This is a genomic window from Cryobacterium sp. Hz7, from assembly GCF_004402815.1.
In the GTDB taxonomy this organism is placed as follows: Bacteria; Actinomycetota; Actinomycetes; order Actinomycetales; family Microbacteriaceae; genus Cryobacterium; species Cryobacterium sandaracinum.
The window spans coordinates 1-19213 of the sequence record NZ_SOFB01000053.1 but is presented as its reverse complement, the minus strand read 5'-3'; the positions used below and the strand labels follow the sequence as shown (position 1 = coordinate 19213).

General features: G+C 67.2%; 14 protein-coding genes and 1 pseudogene. 10 read left to right on the top strand and 5 right to left on the bottom strand.

The window, feature by feature from the left end:
• Positions 1-112 precede the first annotated feature (112 nt).
• Complete coding sequence (locus E3N86_RS12715) at positions 113-2947, bottom strand: FAD-binding and (Fe-S)-binding domain-containing protein (RefSeq protein WP_134512184.1); 2835 nt, start codon at positions 2945-2947, stop codon at positions 113-115.
• 74 nt (positions 2948-3021) lie between these two features.
• Positions 3022-4749: an L-lactate permease gene (locus E3N86_RS12710; protein ID WP_104103462.1), complete on the bottom strand. Its 1728-nt coding sequence runs from the start codon at positions 4747-4749 to the stop codon at positions 3022-3024.
• A 134-nt stretch (positions 4750-4883) separates the two neighbouring features.
• Here E3N86_RS12710 and E3N86_RS12705 point away from each other — a divergent pair, with 134 nt between their 5' ends.
• From E3N86_RS12705 to E3N86_RS12695, 3 genes are read left to right on the top strand one after another with little or no spacing between them, the layout of a single operon-like run.
• On the top strand, positions 4884-5576 hold the full coding sequence (locus tag E3N86_RS12705; RefSeq protein WP_104103465.1) for a GntR family transcriptional regulator: 693 nt from the start codon (positions 4884-4886) through the stop codon (positions 5574-5576).
• Positions 5577-5590: 14 nt separating this feature from the next.
• The gene (locus E3N86_RS12700) at positions 5591-6151 is read left to right on the top strand and encodes a hypothetical protein (RefSeq protein ID WP_104103468.1); all 561 of its coding nucleotides are present in this window, start codon (positions 5591-5593) and stop codon (positions 6149-6151) included.
• A complete protein-coding gene (locus E3N86_RS12695) occupies positions 6148-6660 on the top strand; it encodes a hypothetical protein (RefSeq protein WP_134374156.1) in 513 nt (170 codons plus the stop codon). The genes E3N86_RS12700 and E3N86_RS12695 overlap by 4 nt, the downstream gene beginning before the upstream one ends.
• 35 nt (positions 6661-6695) lie before the next feature.
• On the opposite strand, the gene E3N86_RS12690 is transcribed toward E3N86_RS12695, so the two are convergent.
• Positions 6696-7946, bottom strand: a complete 1251-nt coding sequence (locus E3N86_RS12690; RefSeq protein ID WP_134374154.1) for a low temperature requirement protein A — start codon at positions 7944-7946, stop codon at positions 6696-6698.
• Between the two features lie 141 nt (positions 7947-8087).
• Here E3N86_RS12690 and E3N86_RS17025 point away from each other — a divergent pair, with 141 nt between their 5' ends.
• The 5 genes from E3N86_RS17025 to E3N86_RS12670 all read left to right on the top strand — a co-directional run bounded on the left by E3N86_RS17025 (position 8088) and on the right by E3N86_RS12670 (position 13708).
• Positions 8088-9272: an acetyl-CoA C-acyltransferase gene (locus E3N86_RS17025; RefSeq protein WP_174843021.1), complete on the top strand. Its 1185-nt coding sequence runs from the start codon at positions 8088-8090 to the stop codon at positions 9270-9272.
• Positions 9273-10019 (top strand): enoyl-CoA hydratase/isomerase family protein, encoded by a 747-nt coding sequence (locus E3N86_RS17020; RefSeq protein WP_104103479.1) that lies wholly within the window; start codon positions 9273-9275, stop codon positions 10017-10019.
• The gene (locus E3N86_RS12680; protein WP_134374152.1) at positions 10016-10915 is read left to right on the top strand and encodes a 3-hydroxyacyl-CoA dehydrogenase family protein; all 900 of its coding nucleotides are present in this window, start codon (positions 10016-10018) and stop codon (positions 10913-10915) included. Before E3N86_RS17020 ends, E3N86_RS12680 begins: the two co-directional genes overlap by 4 nt.
• Positions 10915-12996, top strand: a complete 2082-nt coding sequence (paaZ, locus tag E3N86_RS12675; protein WP_104103585.1) for a phenylacetic acid degradation bifunctional protein PaaZ — start codon at positions 10915-10917, stop codon at positions 12994-12996. Before E3N86_RS12680 ends, paaZ begins: the two co-directional genes overlap by 1 nt.
• 307 nt (positions 12997-13303) lie before the next feature.
• Positions 13304-13708, top strand: coding sequence for a VOC family protein (locus E3N86_RS12670; protein ID WP_198411424.1), 405 nt, complete (start codon positions 13304-13306; stop codon positions 13706-13708).
• Here the strand turns inward: E3N86_RS12670 and E3N86_RS12665 are convergent.
• A complete protein-coding gene (locus tag E3N86_RS12665; RefSeq protein ID WP_134512102.1) occupies positions 13641-14432 on the bottom strand; it encodes a metalloregulator ArsR/SmtB family transcription factor in 792 nt (263 codons plus the stop codon). The genes E3N86_RS12670 and E3N86_RS12665 overlap by 68 nt on opposite strands.
• Before the next feature lie 104 nt (positions 14433-14536).
• On the opposite strand from E3N86_RS12665, the pseudogene E3N86_RS12660 reads away from it, so the two are divergent.
• Positions 14537-15755 (top strand): annotated as a pseudogene (locus E3N86_RS12660) (MFS transporter).
• A gap of 237 nt (positions 15756-15992) precedes the next feature.
• Here E3N86_RS12660 and E3N86_RS12655 read toward each other — a convergent pair.
• Positions 15993-18053, bottom strand: coding sequence for a glucose PTS transporter subunit IIA (locus E3N86_RS12655; protein ID WP_104103490.1), 2061 nt, complete (start codon positions 18051-18053; stop codon positions 15993-15995).
• A gap of 320 nt (positions 18054-18373) precedes the next feature.
• Here E3N86_RS12655 and E3N86_RS12650 point away from each other — a divergent pair, with 320 nt between their 5' ends.
• Positions 18374-18973 carry a GNAT family N-acetyltransferase gene (locus E3N86_RS12650; protein ID WP_198412916.1) on the top strand — a complete coding sequence of 200 codons (600 nt, stop codon included), beginning with the start codon at positions 18374-18376 and terminating at the stop codon, positions 18971-18973.
• The last annotated feature ends 240 nt before the right edge of the window (positions 18974-19213 follow it).

Below are 19213 nucleotides of genomic sequence, written 5' to 3'. Positions count from 1 at the left end.
TCCTCGGGGCCTCGTGCCTCGCGGCGCACCCTACGGAAACTGGCGCACGTTACACCGTGCGCCAGTTTCTCCAACCTGCGCCGCGAGTGGGCAGAGCTCAGACGGCGCCCGACTATGCCAGGTGGGATGCGGCGGCGTCCGGATCGTCGGCGTCGGGCCGCGTCACCTCTTCCAGCAGCTCGAGCACGTGGCGGTATTCCTTGCCGGTGGCCCGGGTCAGCCCGAGCTCACAGGTGCGGTTGCACGACGCGAATGCCGTGGCGTCCATCGTCGCGACATCGGCCGCCTGCGCCCGGGTGGCGGATTCTGTCAGCTCGGGATGCAGCATGCCGCGGTCCCCGGCGAAGCCGCAGCAGCCCCAGTTATCCGGCACCTGCACCCTCTCGGCCACCCCGCCGGCCAGGGTCTGCAGGGAGTCGTTGATGCCCATCCGAGTGGAAGAACACGTGGGGTGCAGCGCGAGCGAATCGATCTTCTGGTACTCGGGCAGTGACGGCAGGATGCGTTCGGCCGCGAACTGCACGGCGTCGACCACCCGCAGGCGCGGCTCGTTCTGGTCACCCTCGATGGTCGTCCGCAGCCCCTCGGTGCAGGAGGAGGCGTCGCAGATGATGGCGAGCTCGCCGTTCCGGGTCGCCGTGCGCAGCGCCGCGAGGGTTTTGGCCCGCATGGTCGCTTCGCCGGTCTTCAGCCCCTTCGACGACCACGGCGTGCCGCAGCAGAGCCCGTCGATGCCCGCGGGCACGACGAGGGTGATGCCGGCCCGGTCGCAGAGCTGCTCGAAGCTGACCTGCACCCCGGGCGTGCCCGCGGTGGCCGGACCGAACATGGTCTGCACGCAGGCCGGGAAGTAGACGGCTTCCGGCGCCAGGGCCGGCACCGGGCGGGAGCGTCCGCCGCCGCCGCCAGGCAGCTCGCTCGAGTAGAGCGGCAGCGTGTCGGTGCCGAGCACGGCTCGGCCGAGCTTGTTGGGCACCATCAGTACCGGGGCCGGGATCTTGCGCACCACAGTGAGGGCCAGCCCGGCGCCGCGGGTGACCGCACCCCAGTTCTTGGCCGCGGTGTTCCAGACGCCGTTGATCAGCGGTCCGGTCTCGCCGCGCCGGATCTGCTTCATCATGGTGCCGGTGTTGATGTTGACCGGGCAGGCGGTCTGGCACATGCCGTCGACCGCGCAGGTCTCCACGCCGTCGTAGACGAAGTCCTTCTCCAGCTCGGCGGCCAGAGCCAGGTCGCCGCTCCGGCGGGCCTGTTCGATGGCGCGCAGGGTGACGATCCGCTGGCGGGGGGTCAGGGTCAGGTCCCGGCTGGGGCAGACGGGTTCGCAGTAGCCGCAGGAGACGCAGCTGTCGACCACCTCGGCGACGGGCGGCACCAGCTTGATGTCACGAAGGTGAACCTCAGGGTCGTCATTCATCAGCACGCCGGGGTTGAGCATCCCGGCGGGGTCGAACAGCACCTTGAGCTGCCGCATGACTTCGTAGAGCTCGTCGCCGTACTGGCGCCGCACATACGGAGCCATCACCCGGCCGGTGCCGTGCTCGGCCTTGAGCGAGCCGCCCTCGCCGAGCACCAGGTCCACCATGTCCTCGGTGAAGGCGCTGTAGCGCTCTAGCTCGGTTGTGCCGGTGAACCCGTCGGTGAGCATGAAGTGGATGTTGCCGTCCTTGGCATGGCCGAAGATCACGCTGTTGCGGTAGCTGTACTTGTCGAACAGACGGATCAGCTCCACGCAGGTGCGGCCGAGCGCGGCCACCGGCACGACGACGTCCTCGAGCAGCGCCGTGGTGCCCTGCGGGCGGGCGCCGGCGACGGATGCGTAGAGCCCCTTCCGCAGATGCCACAGCTGGGCACGGGTCGCAGAGTCCGCGCTGAACTTCACCGGGGCGCTGAGCCCGAGCCCCGGCATAATGGTCAGGCCCGCGCGCTGGAGCTCCTGCAGCGATTCGGGGTTGTCGGTCTGGTACTCCATCAGGAGGGCGGCGTGGTCGCGCACCGCGAGGTCGCGCACGACCGGGGGTACGTCGTCCAGGCCCTGGCCGACCTTGAGCGACAGGGCGTCCATCAGCTCCAGGGTGGCCGCCCCGGTGCCCACCAGGGCAGGCAGGGCCGCGTTGGCGGTCTCCAGGTCCGGGAAGACCAGCAGGCCGGTGACCGTCTGGGTCGGCCGCGGGACGGTGCGGAAGACCGCCTCCGCGACGAACCCGAGGGTGCCCTCGCTGCCCACGATCAGGTGCGCCAGGATGTCGACGGGCCGGTCGAAGTCCAGCAGGGAGTTCAGGCCGTAGCCCATGGTGTTTTTCATCGAGAACTGGTGACGGATGGTCGAGACGGAGGCCGGGTTGCCGGCAACCCGCTTGGCGAGGCGCAGCAGGCCCTCGTGCAGCTCGGGTTCGAGGGCGCGGAGGCGCGCGTCGGCATCCGCCGCCCCGGTGTCGACGACGGTGCCGCTGGGCAGCACCACCGTGATCGATTCCAGGGTCTGGTAGGCGTTGTCGACGGTGCCGCAGGCCATACCGGAGGAGTTGTTGGCCACGACGCCGCCGATGGTGCAGGCGGATTCGCTCGCCGGGTCCGGGCCGAATTTGCGGCCGTACTGCGCCAGGCGGGCGTTCAGGGCGCGCACGGTGACGCCGGGCTGAACCCGCACCCGGGCGCCGTTGTCCTGCACCTCGATCTGTTTGAAGTTGCGGCGCACGTCGACGAGCACGCCGTCGGTGAGTGCCTGGCCGCTCAGGCTGGTACCGCCGGAGCGGAACGTGAGCGGCACACCCTGCGCCCGACTGGCGCGCAGCAGCTTGCCGACCTCGTCCGCGTTGGCGGCCACGACGACCGCCTGCGGCACCAGCAGGAAGTGCGAGGCGTCGTGGGCGTTGGCGTGCAGGTCGATCGCCCGGGTCTTCACCTGGGCCGGGTCGGACACCGCGGCCCGGAGGGCACCCAGCATCCCGGCGGATGCAGGCACCGCTGTGGGACCGGAGACGAACGCCGAGGGGGTGACCACCGTGCCACGGCGGGCCATTACGGCACCATCCAGCCGAGGACCGGGGTGGATTGCAGCACGATCAGGACCGTGATCAGCACGAGGAGCCCCAGGCTCCATCCGACGAGCTTGCGGAAGAGCAGGCTCTCCGCACCCACCAGGCCGACGGCGGCGGCCGCCACGGCCAGGTTCTGCAGCGAGAGCATCTTGCCGAGCACACCGGCCGACGAGTTGGCGGCGGCCATCAGCACAGGCGACAGGCCGGTCGCGTTGGCGGCGGTGACCTGCAGCTGCCCGAAGAGCGCGTTGGACGAGGTGTCGGAGCCGGTCAGGGCCACGCCGATCCATCCGATCAGGGGGGAGATCACGGCGAAGAATACGCCGGCGGTGGCCAGGTAGGCGCCGAGGGAGGCGGTCTGGCCGGACAGGTTCATCACGAACGAGAGGGCGAGCACGGCGGTAACGGTGACGATGGTCCAGCGCAGCTGCACGAGGGTGTCGCCGTAGATCTTGAGGCCCTGGCGGAACGAGACCTTGTAGAGCGCCATGGTGAGCAGGCCGGAGAAAAGCAGCAGGGTGCCGGTGGCCTTGAAGTGGTCGAGCTTGAACATCGTGGCCGGAACCGGGTCGCCGGCGGCGTCGGTCACGTTCAGTCCGGGCCAGGCGAAGGTGACGCTGCCCACGACGCTGAGCCAGGCCTTGATGGCCGGGATCTGCGCGATCGAGAAGATGCCCATGATGATCAGGTACGGGGCGATGGCCTTCCACACCTGGCGCGGTTCCGGGCGGGTGTTGTCGTTCAGGTCAGGGCTGTCGGCAGAGCGTCGCGCCGACTTGAGCGCGGTGGTGGGGGTGCTGCGCATGGCGGATGCGGGGACCGCGGCGCCCACGGTCGTGCTCACCAGGTTCTCGGCACCGGACAGTTCGACGTCGTCGTTCAGTCCCATGGATTCGGCCGGCTGCCAGAAGCGCAGCATGACCAGGACGGCGGCCACGGTGGCGACGGCGGCCACGACATCCGTCAGTTCGACGGCGAAGAAGTTGGCGGTGACGAACTGGGCCAGTCCGAAGACGAGTCCGGCGACCACGGCCACCGGCCAGGTCTGCTTGACGCCGCGCTTGCCGTCGACGATGAAAACGAGGATCAGCGGAACGATCACGGCGATGAACGGCGTCTGGCGGCCGGCCATCGACGCGAGGTCCTGGATCGGCAGGCCGGTGACGCCGTTGAGGGCGATGATCGGGGCGGCCATGGCACCGAACGCCACCGGGGCCGTGTTGGCCAGCAGCGACACCATGGCGGATTTGAGGGGTTTCATGCCCGCGGCCATCAGCATGGCGGCGGAAATGGCAACCGGGGCGCCGAATCCGGCGAGGGACTCGAGTAGTGCGCCGAAGCAGAAGGCGATCAGGATGGCCAGGATACGCAGGTCGTTGGAGATGGAGCGGATGGTGCGGCCCAGCACCTCGAACCAGGGGGTGGCCACGGTGAGCTTGTAGATCCACAACGCGTTGACCAGAATCCAGAGAATCGGGAAGAGGCCGTAGAAGACGCCGGCGGCCGTGGCGCTCAGCGCTTGGCCGACCGGCATCTGCCAGCCGACGACGGCGAGCACGACCGAGAGGAGCAGGCTGACCAGCGCCGCCTTGTGCGCCTTGACCCGGAACACGCCGAGAAGGACGAACAGGAGAATCAGCGGCAATGCGGCGCAGATGGCCGACAGGACGAGGGATCCAAGAATCGGATCGAGTATCTGTTGAAAGATTGGGTCTCCACACTGAGGTCGTGGTCACGCCGTCGTGACACTTCATCAGTTGTATAGCAAGTATGCAAGTAAGTCAATATATATTGTGTTTTTGTCTGTCAAGATGAGAACACAATTTAGGAAAGGCAGGTCCCGTGACAGCGCGCGTAACGGCAACGTCGATCGTGGATGCCATCGCGAACGACCTGCGAACCCGAATCCTTGAAGGGGAATTGACCTCCGCCACGGCCCTGACCGAGACCGATATGGCCGCGAGCTACGACGTCGCCCGCCCCACGGCGAAGGCGGCGATCGAGAAACTCGTCGCTGAGGGACTGCTGGTGCGCGGGGCGCACAAGAGCGCCCGCGTCGCCGAGCTCGGACCGGACTCCGTGCGCGACATCTACCAGGCCCGCGCCTACCTCGAAAGCGAGGTGCTGCGCCGCCTGGCCCTCACCTGCACCGTCCCCGAGGAGGCCGTGCAGGCCAACCTCGACATCGCAGCCGTGGCTGGCGGCTCCGCCCTCGACGTCGTGGAACCCGATATGCGTTTCCACACCAGTCTGATCGACGCCGTCGGCAACGAGCGGATCAGCAGGATGTACCGTTCCCTGGTTAGCGAGGTACGCCTCTGCATGGTGCGGGTGCAGTCGCTGAACCTGCTCGACACCGCGTTGATCCAGGCCGAACACCAGCGCCTGCTCGAGCTGATCGGGGAGGGCGATGGCGCCGCGGCTGCCGAGTTGCTCGACGAACACCTCGCCCGTGCCCGCGAACGCCTCGCCGCGGCAATCGGCGGCGAAGCCGGCCCGGAGGCACACCTCCCATCATCCCTGCACCGGGTCTGAGTCCCCCAGACGCCATGGGCTACTTTCTCGCACCATCCACCCGGGTTGCCCTGTCGCGCCTGGTGACCCTCGACACGGCCCCGGGCTCGGCGCCGCTCGAGCGGTTGCGGGCCATCCGTTCCCTGCTCTTCGAGCTCGACGCCGACCCAGCCACCCTGGTAGGTGTGCGCGACGCCCTCAGCGGGGGAGCGGACTGGGACGAGATCGCCGACGCCGCCGGTTTGAAACCGGCCGCCGCGAAGTGGCGCTGGAGCGGCACCGATTCGGAGATCGCCGCCCGGCAGGCGGCCGGACGCAAGCGGTCCGCACGTCCCAGCGCCGTGCCCACCGATCTGCCTGGGCTGTCCGTGTCCGAGGCTGCTGCGCAGCTGGGGGTCACCGCCCAGGCGATCTACCTGAAGCTGAGCCGCGGCAAGCTCGCCGGCCGAACCGTCGAACTCCCCGACGGGCGAAGCTACAAACGGGTCTTTCTCAACGAAGACCCGGATGCCCGCCTTGACCGCGCCGAATCGGCAGCAGACAATGACCCCACCGCTTCCCCCCGATGCACTTTGACGACGGAGCCCTCACCATGACTGATTTCTCCTCGACCAGCACGCCCACCCGGTCGATGCCCCTGTCCGATCAGACCGAGACGCTCAAGCCCATTGAAGAGCCCCAGACGACCGAGGCCCAGCCCGCGCCCAGGCGCGTAGCGCACCTCACGACCACGTCCGGCCAGCGCACCGCGCTGGTCGTCCTGGTCGGAATCATAGCCCTTGCCGTGGCCTTCATCGTGATGCTTTTGGTGGGGGTGTCGAGCGAGAGCATCAACGCCCTCGCCGTATTCGCCACGCCCATTGCCTCGATGGTGGCCGCCTATTACGGCATCACCTTGAGCATCCAGCAGGTGCGCAGCGAACGCGCCGAGAAGGAAAAGGCTATCGCCCGAGCGGATGCCGCCGACGCCGCCAGCCGCGAGACCGAGGTCTGGGCCGCCCAGATGGAATCCGGCCTGCGCGTCGCGATGGCCCAGCTCGGCGCCGCGCGTATCGGCACCGAGGCGGTCGAGAAGGCTGCAGGCACCCCCGACGGCTTCTTCTGACCGGGGTTCGATCACTCGAAGCCTCCCAGTTTCGGCTAGCCGGCCTCCTTCTCGGCGGTGCCGTTCCGCACGCGCACGATGGTCCCCCAGCAGGCGACGGTCGTCAGCATGAGCGCTCCCAGCGCTCCTAACGCGAGCGGCGAGAGGGCGAAGGCGAGGGGCAGCGCCAGCAGCAGTAGTGCGATTCCCGTGACATGGGAGATCAGCACCTCCCGGGCCACGACGAATCGGAACAACGCCAGCCCCAGCAGGTACAGCAGAGGCCCGCCGGTGATGGCGACGGCCGTCGAAAAAATGACCGGGTCATCCGGATGCGCCAGGATCTCCTTGACGCCGACCGAGCTCAGAACAATGCCGGCGATGAGCATCGCATGTACATAGGTATACGCGAGCCGGGCGAGCCGGCCGGGGTCGGCGGCATCGGCGAGGGCTTTGCTGCCCGCGTACTCGCTGTGGTCGAAGTACAGCCACCACATGGCCGCTCCACTCACGAAGGCCAGTAGCAGGCCGAGCACACCCGGCACCGACACGTCCTGATCGACGAAGGCGAAGCCCGTCACCAGAAATGATTCGCCGAGTGCGATGATGACGAACAGGGCGCTGCGCTCCGCGATGTGCGGACCGGAGAGCTCGCCGTCGCCGGGAGTGGCCCGGCCGAGGCCCGGCACCGGGAAACCGAGCTTCGCGGAAACGAACTCGATCCCGAGTGCGGTGGCCCAGAGCAGCAACCGGTAGTCGGCCGGGAGCAGGCCGCCGAGAATCCAGAAGAGCCCGGCCACGGCGAGCCAGAGGAAGATCCGCACGAAGGCGCGGAAGAGGGCGCGATCGTGGAGCGCGAGGGCGAGCGCCATGAAGGCCGTTCGGCCCAGCTGCAGGGTGACGTAGGCCGCGGCGAAGAGGAATCCCCGGTCGCCGAATGATTCGTAGATCGAGACGCTCACCACCAGCCCGACCAGGGAGAGGCCGATCACGACCCCGCGCACAGGCAGGCGGGCCGGATCGAGCAGGTTGGTCACCCAGGTGGTGTGCACCCAGATCCACCACAGGGCGAGCACCAGGATGACGGACTCGGCGGCTCCCTGCCAGGACTGGTTCTCGTAGAGGTGGCGCGACAGCTGGGTCAACGCGAACACAAAGATCAGGTCGAAGAACAGCTCGATGTAGGTGACCCGATCCGCCAGGTCGGGCCGATCCGGGCGCATCAGATTGAGTCGGAGGCCAAAACGGCCGGCGGGGCGGCGACCGGTGCCGGGAGCGGAGGGGACGGTGCTGGGCGTTGCGTTCACGCACCCAGTCTGCCTCAGTCCGGCAGATGTGGGGGAGGCGGTATGGCGGCCTCCCGTGTTGCCCTGATGGGACTTTCTATGACATTCTTTTACAAAACGAACGGTCAGTTAGTAAACACGGCGATCAAAGGTGATGAAGCCATGCCCGAAGCATTCCTAGTTGATGGTGTTCGAACTCCTATCGGCCGATACGGCGGGGTGCTGGCCGGCATCCGCCCCGACGACCTGGCCGCCATCGTGCTTGCCTCGGTCGTGTCCCGGTCCGGGCTGGATCCCACCCACCTTGACGAGGTCGTCCTCGGCGCCGCCAACCAGGCCGGCGAGGACAACCGCAACGTCGCCCGCATGGCCGTGCTCCTGGCCGGTCTCCCCGACAGCGTGCCGGGGATCACGGTCAACCGGCTCTGCGCATCCGGCCTGTCCGCCGTGCACCTGGCCGCCAACATGATCAAGGCCGGCGAAGCAGACCTCGTGATCGCCGGCGGCGTCGAATCGATGACCCGCGCACCCTGGGTTCTCGCCAAGCCGGAGAAGGCGTTCGCCAAGCCGGGCGAGATCGTCGACACCTCGATCGGCTGGCGCTTCACGAACCCGCGCCTGCAAGCGCGCGACAAGGCCACCTTCTCCATGTCGGAGACGGCGGAGGAGGTCGCCGCCCTCGACGGCATCAGCCGGGCGGATGCCGACACGTTCGCCCTCCGCTCGCACCGGCTGGCACTCGAGGCGCAACGTGACGGCATCTTCACGCCCGAGATCGTGGGTGTTCCCACCCGCGCCGGACTGATCGAGATCGACGAGGGCCCCCGAGCCGACACCACGCTCGAACGCCTCGCCGGGCTGCGCTCGGTCGTGCGGACGGGCGGCATCGTCACGGCCGGCAACGCCAGCTCCCTGAACGACGGGGCCTCCGCCATCGTTGTGGCGAGCGAGGCGGCCATCGAGCGTCTGGGGCTGACGCCCCGCGCCCGGGTGGTAGGCGGAGCCAGCGCCGGCGTCGCCCCGGAGACCATGGGCCTCGGCCCGGTCCCCGCCACCCAGAAGCTGCTGCACCGCCTGGGACTGACCATCGGTGACGTCGACGCCGTCGAACTCAATGAGGCGTTCGCGACCCAGTCTCTGGCCTGCATCCGCCGGCTCGGCCTCGACCCGGAAATCGTCAACCGGCACGGCGGCGCCATCGCCCTCGGGCACCCGCTCGGGTCGTCCGGGTCCCGTATCCTGATCACCCTGTTGGGGCGCATGGAGCGCGAGGGTGCCCAACGCGGCGTGGCCACCATGTGCGTGGGCGTCGGGCAAGGTTCCTCCCTGCTGGTGGAGCGCGTCTAGATGTCGCGCGAGTTCACGACGCTGCTGGTCGACGAGCGGCCCGACCGGGTGCATGTGCAGCTCGACCGACCGGCCGTGCGCAACGCCATCGACCAGACCATGATCGACGAGTTGCACCTGGTCTGCGCCGACCTCGAGCAGGAACCCCGCATCCTGATCCTGTCTGGCACGAACGGCGTCTTCGCCTCCGGGGCCGATATCGCGCAGTTGCGGGAACGCCGGGCCGAAGACGCCCTGAACGGTATCAACTCGACCCTGTTCGGCCGGATCGCCCGCCTGCCGATGCCCGTGATCGCCGCCATCGACGGCTGGGCGCTCGGCGGCGGGGCCGAGCTGGCCTACGCCGCCGACTTCCGGATCGCCTCCACGACCGCCCGGCTCGGCAATCCGGAGACGGCCCTCGGCATCATCCCGGCGGCCGGAGCGCTGTGGCGGCTGGCCGCGCTGGTCGGCGAACCCGTGGCCAAGGAGATCATCCTGGCCGGGCGCATCCTGAACGCTTCCGAGGCGCTGGCGGTGCACCTGGTCACCGAGGTGCACGAGTCGGACGTCCTGCTCGAGGCAGCGCACGCGCTGGCCGACCGGATCGCCAAGCAGGACCCGTTGGCCACCCAGCTGGCCAAGGAGGTCTTCCATGTTCCCGCCGCGGAGCATCCCGTGGCCGACAACGAGGCCCAGGCGCGCCTGTTCGAGTCCGACCAGAAATTCACCCGAATGACCGCATTCCTGGAGAGGAAGAAGCGATGACGCTCAGCACCGTGTCCGCAAAGGCCCAAGCCGCTCAGTCCGTGCCAGTGCCGCACCAGGTCGGCGTGCTCGGCGGAGGCCGCATGGGCGCCGGCATTGCGCACGCGTTCCTGATGGCCGGGGCCCGTGTCACCGTCGTGGAGCAGGGAGACGACGCGGCTGCCGCCGCCCGCGACCGGGTCCTGACCGCCATCGACAAATCCCTCAGCCGCGGTAGCGTGACCGCGAGCCGCGCCGAGCTCGACGACCGGCTGACCGTGACAACGGATGCCGCCGCGTTCGCCGGCTCCGGCCTCGTCGTCGAGGCCGTTCCCGAGATCGTGGCGCTGAAGACGCAGGCGCTCCGCCTGGTGGAGGCGCACCTCGCCCCCACCGCCTGGCTGGCGTCCAACACCTCCTCGCTGTCGATCACCGATCTGGCCGAGACGCTGGACCGCCCGGACCGGTTCATTGGACTGCACTTCTTCAACCCGGTGCCAGTCTCGACCCTGATCGAGGTCGTCACGGGGGAGCGCACCGACCCGGAGCTCGCCCGGCTCGCCCAGGACTGGGTGTCCTCGCTCGGGAAGACGCCGATCCTGGTGCGGGACTCGCCCGGCTTCGCCAGCTCCCGCCTCGGCGTCGCGATTGCGCTCGAGGCGATCCGCATGGTCGAGGAGGGCGTGGCCAGCCCCGAGGCCATCGACACGGCCATGGTTCTTGGCTACAAGCATCCGGTCGGGCCTCTCCGCACGACCGACATCGTCGGCCTCGACGTTCGCCTCGGCATCGCCGAACACCTGCACGAAACCCTCGGCGACCGGTTCGCCCCGCCGCAACTGCTACGCGACCTTGTCGCACGCGGTGACCTCGGACGCAAAAGCGGCCGCGGCTTCTTCGATTGGAAGGACGCATGATGACACTTCTCAGCAACGGCACCAGCACTGACACCGGCCCCGACACGAGCTCTGACACGGTCGTTCCCAGCTACGTTCTCGACTCCTGGTGGACCCCGGACACCGATGTGGTCGCCCAGCGTGTCCTCGACGCGAGCACCGGGGCCGAGGTCGCCCGGGTCAGCAGCGACGGGCTCGACCTGGCCGCCGTGGTCGAACACGCCCGCACGGTCGGCCAGGCCTCGCTCGGGGAACTGACCTTCCACCAGCGTGCCATCCTGCTCAAGAAGCTGGGACAGTACCTGGGCGGGGTCAAGGAGGAGCTCTACGCGCTCTCCGCCCGCACCGGCGCCACCCGCTACGACTCGATGGTCGACATCGACGGCGGCATCGGAGTGCTGTTCACGCTGTCCTCCAAGGGCCGGCGCGAGATGCCCAACAGTCAGGTTTACATCGACGGCGACGTCGAGGCGCTCTCCCGCGACGGCTCCTTCAGCGGTCAGCACATCTACACCCGCATCCCCGGAGTCGCCTGCCAGATCAACGCCTTCAACTTCCCGGTCTGGGGCATGCTTGAGAAGCTGGCCCCGGCGTTCATCGCCGGCGTGCCGACGATCGTCAAGCCCGCGACGCCCACCGGGTACCTGACCGAGGCGGTCGTGCGTCACATCCTGGCGTCCGGCATCCTGCCCCTGGGCGCCCTGCAGCTGATCTCCGGCAGCGCCAGGGACCTGATCGACCACCTCGACTACCGCGATCTCGTGGCGTTCACCGGGTCGGCCGGCACCGCCCGCACCCTCAAGTCCCACCCGAACGTGGTCGAGGGCGGCGTGCGCTTCACGAGCGAGACCGATTCGCTCAACGCCGCGATCCTGGGCCCGGACGCCGCAGCCGGCACGGCCGAGTTCGACGCCTACGTCGCCTCCGTAGTGACCGAGATGACCAGCAAGGCCGGTCAGAAGTGCACCAGCATCCGCCGGCTGATCGTGCCGGCGGGCCGCCGCGACCAGGTCGTCGCGGCCGTCTCCGAACGGATGGCCCGCCGCGTCACCCTCGGTGACCCGCGCGCCGAGGGGGTCACCATGGGGCCCCTCGCCAGCACAGGGCAGCGCGACGAGGTGCTCGCCAGCGTCGCCCGCCTGATCGACGGCGGCGGACGCATCGTGATGGGCTCGGCGGACGCCCCGACCGGAACCGACCCGGGCGGCGCCTTCGTCGCCCCCATCCTGCTGGCCTTCCACGACCCGGAGAGCCCGGCCGTGCACGAGATCGAAGCCTTCGGCCCGGTGGCCTCCATCATCGAGTACACCGACCTGGACCACGCCATCGCGCTGGCCGCGCGCGGCGGCGGCTCACTGGTGACGACCGTGGCCACTCACCACCCCGATATCGCACGTACGCTCGTGCTCGGGATCGCAGCGCACCACGGCCGGGTGCTGATGCTTGACCGGGTCGATGCGCGCAGCAGCACGGGCCACGGATCGCCCGTTCCGCACCTCGTGCACGGCGGACCCGGGCGGGCCGGCGGCAGTGAGGAGCTCGGCGGCATCCGTTCGGTGCTGCACCACATGCAGCGCACGGCTATCCAGGGCTCGCCCGACATGCTGACCGCCATCACGGGGGAGTGGCACGCCGGTGCCGCGGTGCGAACGGGCATCCACCCGTTCCGAAAGTCCCTGGCCGAGTTGCGGGTGGGCGACCAGACCCAGGGCGGACCGCGCGTGGTCACTCTGGCCGACATCACGGCATTCGCCGAGGCCACCGGCGACAAGTTCTACGCGCACACGGACCCCGAGGCGGCGGCGGCGAACCCGTTCTTCCCCGGGATCGTCGCGCACGGCTACTTGCTGGTGTCCTGGGCGGCCGGGTTGTTCGTGGATGCGGCCCCCGGGCCGGTGCTCGCGAACTCCGGGCTGGAGAAGCTGCGGTTCGTCACCCCGGTGTCGCCCGGCGACAGCATCCGGGTCACCCTGACGGCCAAGCGGATCACCCCGCGCGAGACCGAAGAGTACGGCGAGGTCTGCTGGGACGCCGTGCTGCACAACCAGAACGATGAGGTCGTCGCCACCTACGACGTTCTCACCCTGGTCGCCAAGGAGTAACCCCCGGGCACCAGCTGAGAGCGCCACAGGCGGAGCGCCAGGTCGGGTGTCGAACGAATTCGACGGAGATTTTAAGGAATAAGCCGGTTTCCGGGCTGTTTTGGGCCGTTTCGCGCAAAATCTCCGTCGAACTCGTTCACGCTGCCGGCGGGGCGCGCGTACGGTGCGCGGCCGCTGTCGACGGCACAAGCGCGATCGGGCAGGCCTTCGATGCCGCACCGGACTGCACTTCCCTGACTCGGTAGGTCTGCGGGTGAGCAGAGCATGACACCATGACTACGTGACTTCCGGGACAGATCCAGCGTTGGTGCCTGAACTTCTGGTGCGGGATCTTGAAGCCAGCATCGAGTTCTGGTGCGACTTGTGCGGATTCACGATTCGCTACGACCGCCCCGATGACGGCTTCGCTTACATCATGCGGGGATCCGCGCACGTGATGCTGGAACGGGCGGGAGCCGGCAGGAACTGGATCACGGGTCCCCTCGAGGTGCCGCAGGGTCGCGGCGTGAACTTTCAGGTGGCCGTGCCCGACGTCGATCCGATCCTGTCGGCCTTGCGAGCGGCCGGCGTTTCACTGTTCATGGCGCCCGAGACGAAGTGGTATCGCGTCGACGACGAGGAAGCCGGTGTGCGCCAGTTCCTGGTCACCGATCCGGACGGCTACCTGATTCGGTTCCAAAGCCCACTCGGCCGCCGGCCGGTAGTCCGGTAGTCCGACAGGCCGGTAGTTCGACGGATGTGCGCCCGGCGGCCGCCTCGGCGGACACCGGCAGATTCGCCAATCGCCATTCCAACATCCCCTCGTTTAATCGCGTTGCGCGTCGGCCGCTCCGGCGCAGCACGGCCATGGCCTCGTAGGCAAGCACGCAGTACTTGCCGCGGCAGTAGGCGACAACCTCGCGGTCCGTCGGCAGTTCACTGAGCCGATCGCTGAGTTCCTCGAGGGGGATGGAGAGGGCGCCGGGAATGTGCGCAGCGTTATATTCCTGCCGTGGCCGCACATCCAGCACGGTGATAGTCCCGGCCGTCGCGCGTGCGAGAAGCTCTTCCCTGGTGATTTCCTCGTGCGTATCGTCGCCCGCCGCTTCGGAGTCATCGAGACCCAGATAGGCGATCCGGATGGATTCGACGTCTGCGAGATGGGTCTGCGCGACGCTGCGCACCAGGCTGTAGAGCCCGGCGACGTCATCCCCAGCGAGTCGGTAGTGAATCCGGGTGCCCTCCCGGCGAGTGCTGACCAGACCCGCATGTTTGAGGGTTTGCAGGTGGGCGGATGCGCTTGTCAGACCCAGGCCGGCCGCGTTCGCCAACGATTCCACCGTGCGTTCGCCCTGGGCGAGCAGGTCGACCAGCTCAAGGCGCTTGCCGCTGCCCAGCGCCTTGCCGACGCGGGCAAACTGCTCGAACAGCGCCGATTTCTTTTCTCGATCGCCCATCTTTTTCCTCTCGGTTCCCTTCACACTAGTATCATCTAATAATCAATGGTTTTCTGGAATAGGATTCGGGCCCGTGCAGCGGCTCCCTCGCTGGAGAACGGACTATGAGTCAGACCCCGAACGCCGCAGATCAACCCAAAGACGTGCGCCGCGGCATCGTCCTGGGCCTCCGGCAGAACTTCCCCCAGCTCCTGTTGCTCGTCGCGGTCAACGCGCTGGTCGGCGGCACGCTCGGCCAGGAACGCACTGTGCTGCCGCTGCTGGCGGACGAGGTCTTTCAGCTCGACCGCTATACGGGCGCACTGACCTTCATCCTCGCCTTCGGCTTCGCCAAGGCCGGCACCAACTATTTCGCCGGCACCTTCTCAGACCGCTACGGCCGAAAGCCGGTGCTGGTCGCAGGCTGGCTGATCGCCATCCCCGTTCCGATCCTGCTCATCCTGGGCCCGACCTGGGCCTGGATCGTCGCCGCCAACGTGATCCTCGGGATCAGCCAGGGACTGACCTGATCGACCACCGTGGTCATGAAAATGGACCTCGTCGGCCCGAGCCGCCGCGGCCTGGCCATGGGCTTCAACGAGGCGGCCGGGGACCTCGGAGTCGCCGCGACGGCACCGGCCACCGGCTATATCGCGGGCGAATACGGGCTTCGTCCTGGCCCGTTCCTGCTCGGCGCGGTCTTCATCGCTCTGGGCCTCGGTCTGTCGGTCATCTTCGTGCGCGAAACCCATCAGCACGCCAAAGTCGAGGCCGTCAACCACCTGTCTGTTCACGCCCACGCCGGCTCCCTCAGCAATCGGGAGGTGTTCACCCTCACCAGTTTCCGGGACCGGTCGCTGTCTTCGATCAGCCAGGCCGGGATGGTCAACAACCTCAACGACGGCCTCGCCTGGGGGCTCTTCCCCATTCTGTTCGCCGCCGCCGGACTCAGTATCGAATGCATCGGCATCCTGGCCGCCGTCTACCCGGCGGTTTGGGGAGCCGGGCAGCTCATCACCGGAGGGCTCTCCGATCGGATCGGCCGCAAAGGTCTGGCTGACCGCAGCCATCCTGCTCGGCGCCGGCACCGCCATGGTCTACCCGACGCTGCTCGCCGCAATCGGCGACGTCGCCCACCCCGAGTGGAGGGCCCGCTCGGTGGGTGCGTACCGGCTGTGGCGTGACGGAGGCTTCGCCGTTGGCGCGTTACTTTCCGGGCTGCTCGCCGACGCCTTCGGTATTCCTACGGCGGTCGCCGTGGTCGCGGCGCTGACCGCGGCATCCGGACTCGTCGTGGCCTTGCGCATGCGCGGAGACGACCATCTCCGTACCCGCAGCCGATGAGCCCTGCCCTTCGCTCCTGCGGACGCACCAACGGTGAACCCACGATGAGGCTCGCGGTCTCCTGAGTGCCGAATTGCTCGTTCGTTGACCACAAGAATGTCGATTCCGTCAACGTACTGGCCGATGAACGGTCGTTTTCTGGTCGGTGGAACGAGGATGGTCTACCGCCGGGTTATGTCAGCGGCAGGAAAAAAGGTGGGCAGAAAATTCTCTGCCCACCTTTTGACCTGAGGTGTCTTATTTGGCGGTGACCGTGATGAGAGGGCTTCCGACCTCCACGTGGCCAGACGCTGCCTGGTCGACCGATCCGAACTTCTTGGGGTTCGTCACGAGCACCGGGGTGACCAGCGAGTAGCCGGCATCCTCGATCACCTTGCGGTCGAAGGTCACCAGCGGGGTGCCTGCTTCAACGCGGTCGCCCGCGGCCACCTTGACCTCGAAGCCCTTGCCGCCAAGGTTCACGGTGTCGATACCCACGTGAATGAGCATTTCAACACCGCTGTCGAGTCGCAGCCCGAAGGCGTGACCGGTCGCCTGAGCGACGAGAACCTTGCCTGCTCCAGGGGCGTACACGGTGTCCTCGGTCGGATCGATTCCCACGCCTAGACCGACGATTCCCTTGCTGAACACAGGGTCCGGCACGTCCGTCAGTGGAACGACGATACCGGCGATGGGCGAACCAATCGTGGCCAGGACCGTGGCGGTGGCGGTGGCGGTTGCGGTGGCGGTTCCGGTGCCTGTTCCTGAGCCTGACGCACCGGCAACAACCGGGGTTGCGATGTCAGAGTCGGTTGCAGCATCGTCGCTCGCTACGGTTTCCGCAGCCAGAGCCTCGGCGAATTCCGCCTTCTGCTCCGGCGTCTTATAGCCGGAGAGGATCACGAGGATCATCGCGGTGAAGAACGACGCGGTAATGGCGCCCGCGTACAGGGGAATGTTGTCGAACGCGGGGATCGTCAACAGCGAGGTGAAGACGAATGCGCTGGTCTTCACGCCGCCGCCGAGGCCGAGGATGACGCCGCCGACGAGGCAGCCCACGAGCATCCGTGGGTAGATGCGCTTGAACCGAAGGTGGATGCCATAGAGCGAGGGTTCAGAAATACCACCTAGCAGGCCGGCCGCGAGCGCGCCCGTTGCGGTCTGCTTCATCTGACGGTCCTTTTCGCGGATGGACAGGAACAGCACGCCGGCAGTTGCACCGAAGCACGCGAAGTTCCACGCACCCATGGGGCCCTGGATGAAGTCATAGCCGAGGGACTGGATGTTGAGCAGCATGATTGCGTTCAGCGGCCAGTGCAGGCCGAGCGGAACCATGAACGGGTAGGCCAGCGGGATGACGACAGCGAAGATGAACGGCGAGAAGTCGTTGATCGACTTGAGGAAGTTACCGAGTGCGGCGCCGCCGTACACGCCCATGGGGCCGATCAGGAAGGCGGTCAGCGGGATCATGATGAGCATGCAGAGGAACGGCACGAAGATCAGCTGAACGCTGGACGGAATGATCTTCTTCAGATACTTGGTCAGCAACCCGAGAACGACCGCCATGATCAGCGGCGGGAACACCTGCGAGCTGTAGTCGGTGACGGTCAGAGGCAGTCCGAAGATCTGCACGACTGCAGCCTTGCCGCCGAAGACGGTCTCTGCTCCGTCGGTGAGTCCCAGCGCGTTGAAGCCGGGGAGCATGACGACGGCCATGATGCCGAAGCCGACCCAGGGGTCAGCGCCGAGCCGCTTGGAGGCGTTGTAGGCGACCATCAGCGGAAGGAAGACGAAAACGCCCTGCCACATCAGGTTGATGAACGCCCAGGACGGGTCGAGGGTGACGCCTGGTGCGTTCCACGACGGGATGACCCCGAGGGTTGCCATCAGAGCCATGAACGTGATGAACAGGGATGCGCCGAGCAGCGCACCCAGGATCGGGCGGAAGGAGTCGGACAGGATCTCGAAGAACGTGTCCAGCCCGGAGAACTTTCCGCGCGGGCCCTTCGCGCGTTCCGCGGCCTTCACATTGGCGATGGTATCGCCGGTGCCGTGGTCGCCCGCATGCTTCTTCATTGCGGGAAGCGCCATAATGTCGTTGTATACGGTATCTACGGCTCCGCCGACGACGATCTGGTAGCGATCGCCGGCCTGCGGAACAGCGCCGAGAACCAGAGGCAACGCTTCGACGGCCGCTTGGTCAATCCCCGATGCATCCTTCAGCGTGAAACGTAGCCGGGTGGCACAGTGGGTGAGGCCGACGATGTTTTCGGCCCCTCCGATACTTTCAATAATGTCTGCAGCGGGTTTCGATGCCACCTTGGACTCCTTCTGGTGTTGATGCGGAACTTAATGATTCCGCTTGTTACGGCTCAGCGCGAACCACGCTGGCTGGCTGAAGACCGTAATGGTCTCCACGCATCGTTAGCAACGATAACGGTTTTTTGGACACACTTAAGCATAAGGACAACGCCGGCCGTGCGCGGAAGGAATTATGCCGTCGCGAGTCAGCGATGAGTCGGTACCATCGCGGGATGGGGAATCACGAAACACATCCGCCGTCGCGAGCAGTCTTGTCCACACCAATTGAAGACCTGTGGCCACCTTTCGGGCTGAAAATCACTTGCGGCCCCGTTACGTTGTCTCCCGTTCGCGACGCTGACCTACCCGAACTCGATGCGCTCGCTGCGGCAGGCATCCACGCGCCGACGGAGATGCCGTTCTTCTTCCCGTGGACCGTAGGTTCCCCGGGCGAGATCCGGTTGCGACTCATGCAATACCACTGGGCACAACGAGCCGAGATGTCGCCGGCGGCCTGGTCGCTCGAGACCACGGTTCGCTTCGACGGTGAGATCGTCGGTTGCCAGAGCATCTCAACCAGGGACTACCTCGTCACGAGAACGGGGGAGACGGGCTCCTGGCTCGGCATGAAGCACCACGGCCGCGGGATCGGTACGCTCATGCGTCAGGCTCTCTGCGCATTCATGTTCGATCACCTGGACGCCGCCGAGGTCACCTCAGCGGCATTCGTTGACAATCCCGCGTCCCTCGCGGTGTCGAGAAAGGTCGGTTACCGGGAGAACGGAATCGATCGCCTGAAGAGGCGCGACGGCGAGATGGTCTTGAACCAGAAGCTGGTTCTGACTGCCGACACCCTGAACCGCGCCGAGCCCGAACTGAAAGTCGAGGGCGCACTGCAGCTCCGGGACTTCCTTGGCCTGAATGGTCGCGATCAATGATCAGGGCTTCTTCCTCCACATTGTGGGTGTGATCGGGTTATCCACAGACCGTTTCTTGGTGGGCGGATGCCGCGGGTAATGTCGGTGGGTGCCCGTAGCGTGTGTGTCATGAAGCCCTCATTTGTTGAAGTGCAAGAGGCTCTCGGGGAGCATTTCGAGGCGATCGCGGAGGCCGAATTGGCCATCGCCGTGGCGTTCGCTCGGCGGGCGGAGTTGGTCGAGGCGGGCCGCCGCTTCGGG

What these genes read in the sequence shown, in the direction of transcription:
- E3N86_RS12715 (WP_134512184.1), bottom strand. Translation starts at nt 2,947, where the DNA reads ATGCTGGGTGCCCTCCGGGCCGCGGTGTCCGACCCGGCCCAGGTGAAG.
- E3N86_RS12700 (WP_104103468.1), top strand. Translation starts at nt 5,591, where the DNA reads ATGGGCTACTTTCTCGCACCATCCACCCGGGTTGCCCTGTCGCGCCTG.
- E3N86_RS12695 (WP_134374156.1), top strand. Translation starts at nt 6,148, where the DNA reads ATGACTGATTTCTCCTCGACCAGCACGCCCACCCGGTCGATGCCCCTG.
- E3N86_RS17025 (WP_174843021.1), top strand. Translation starts at nt 8,088, where the DNA reads ATGCCCGAAGCATTCCTAGTTGATGGTGTTCGAACTCCTATCGGCCGA.
- E3N86_RS17020 (WP_104103479.1), top strand. Translation starts at nt 9,273, where the DNA reads ATGTCGCGCGAGTTCACGACGCTGCTGGTCGACGAGCGGCCCGACCGG.
- E3N86_RS12680 (WP_134374152.1), top strand. Translation starts at nt 10,016, where the DNA reads ATGACGCTCAGCACCGTGTCCGCAAAGGCCCAAGCCGCTCAGTCCGTG.
- paaZ (WP_104103585.1), top strand. Translation starts at nt 10,915, where the DNA reads ATGACACTTCTCAGCAACGGCACCAGCACTGACACCGGCCCCGACACG.
- E3N86_RS12665 (WP_134512102.1), bottom strand. Translation starts at nt 14,432, where the DNA reads ATGGGCGATCGAGAAAAGAAATCGGCGCTGTTCGAGCAGTTTGCCCGC.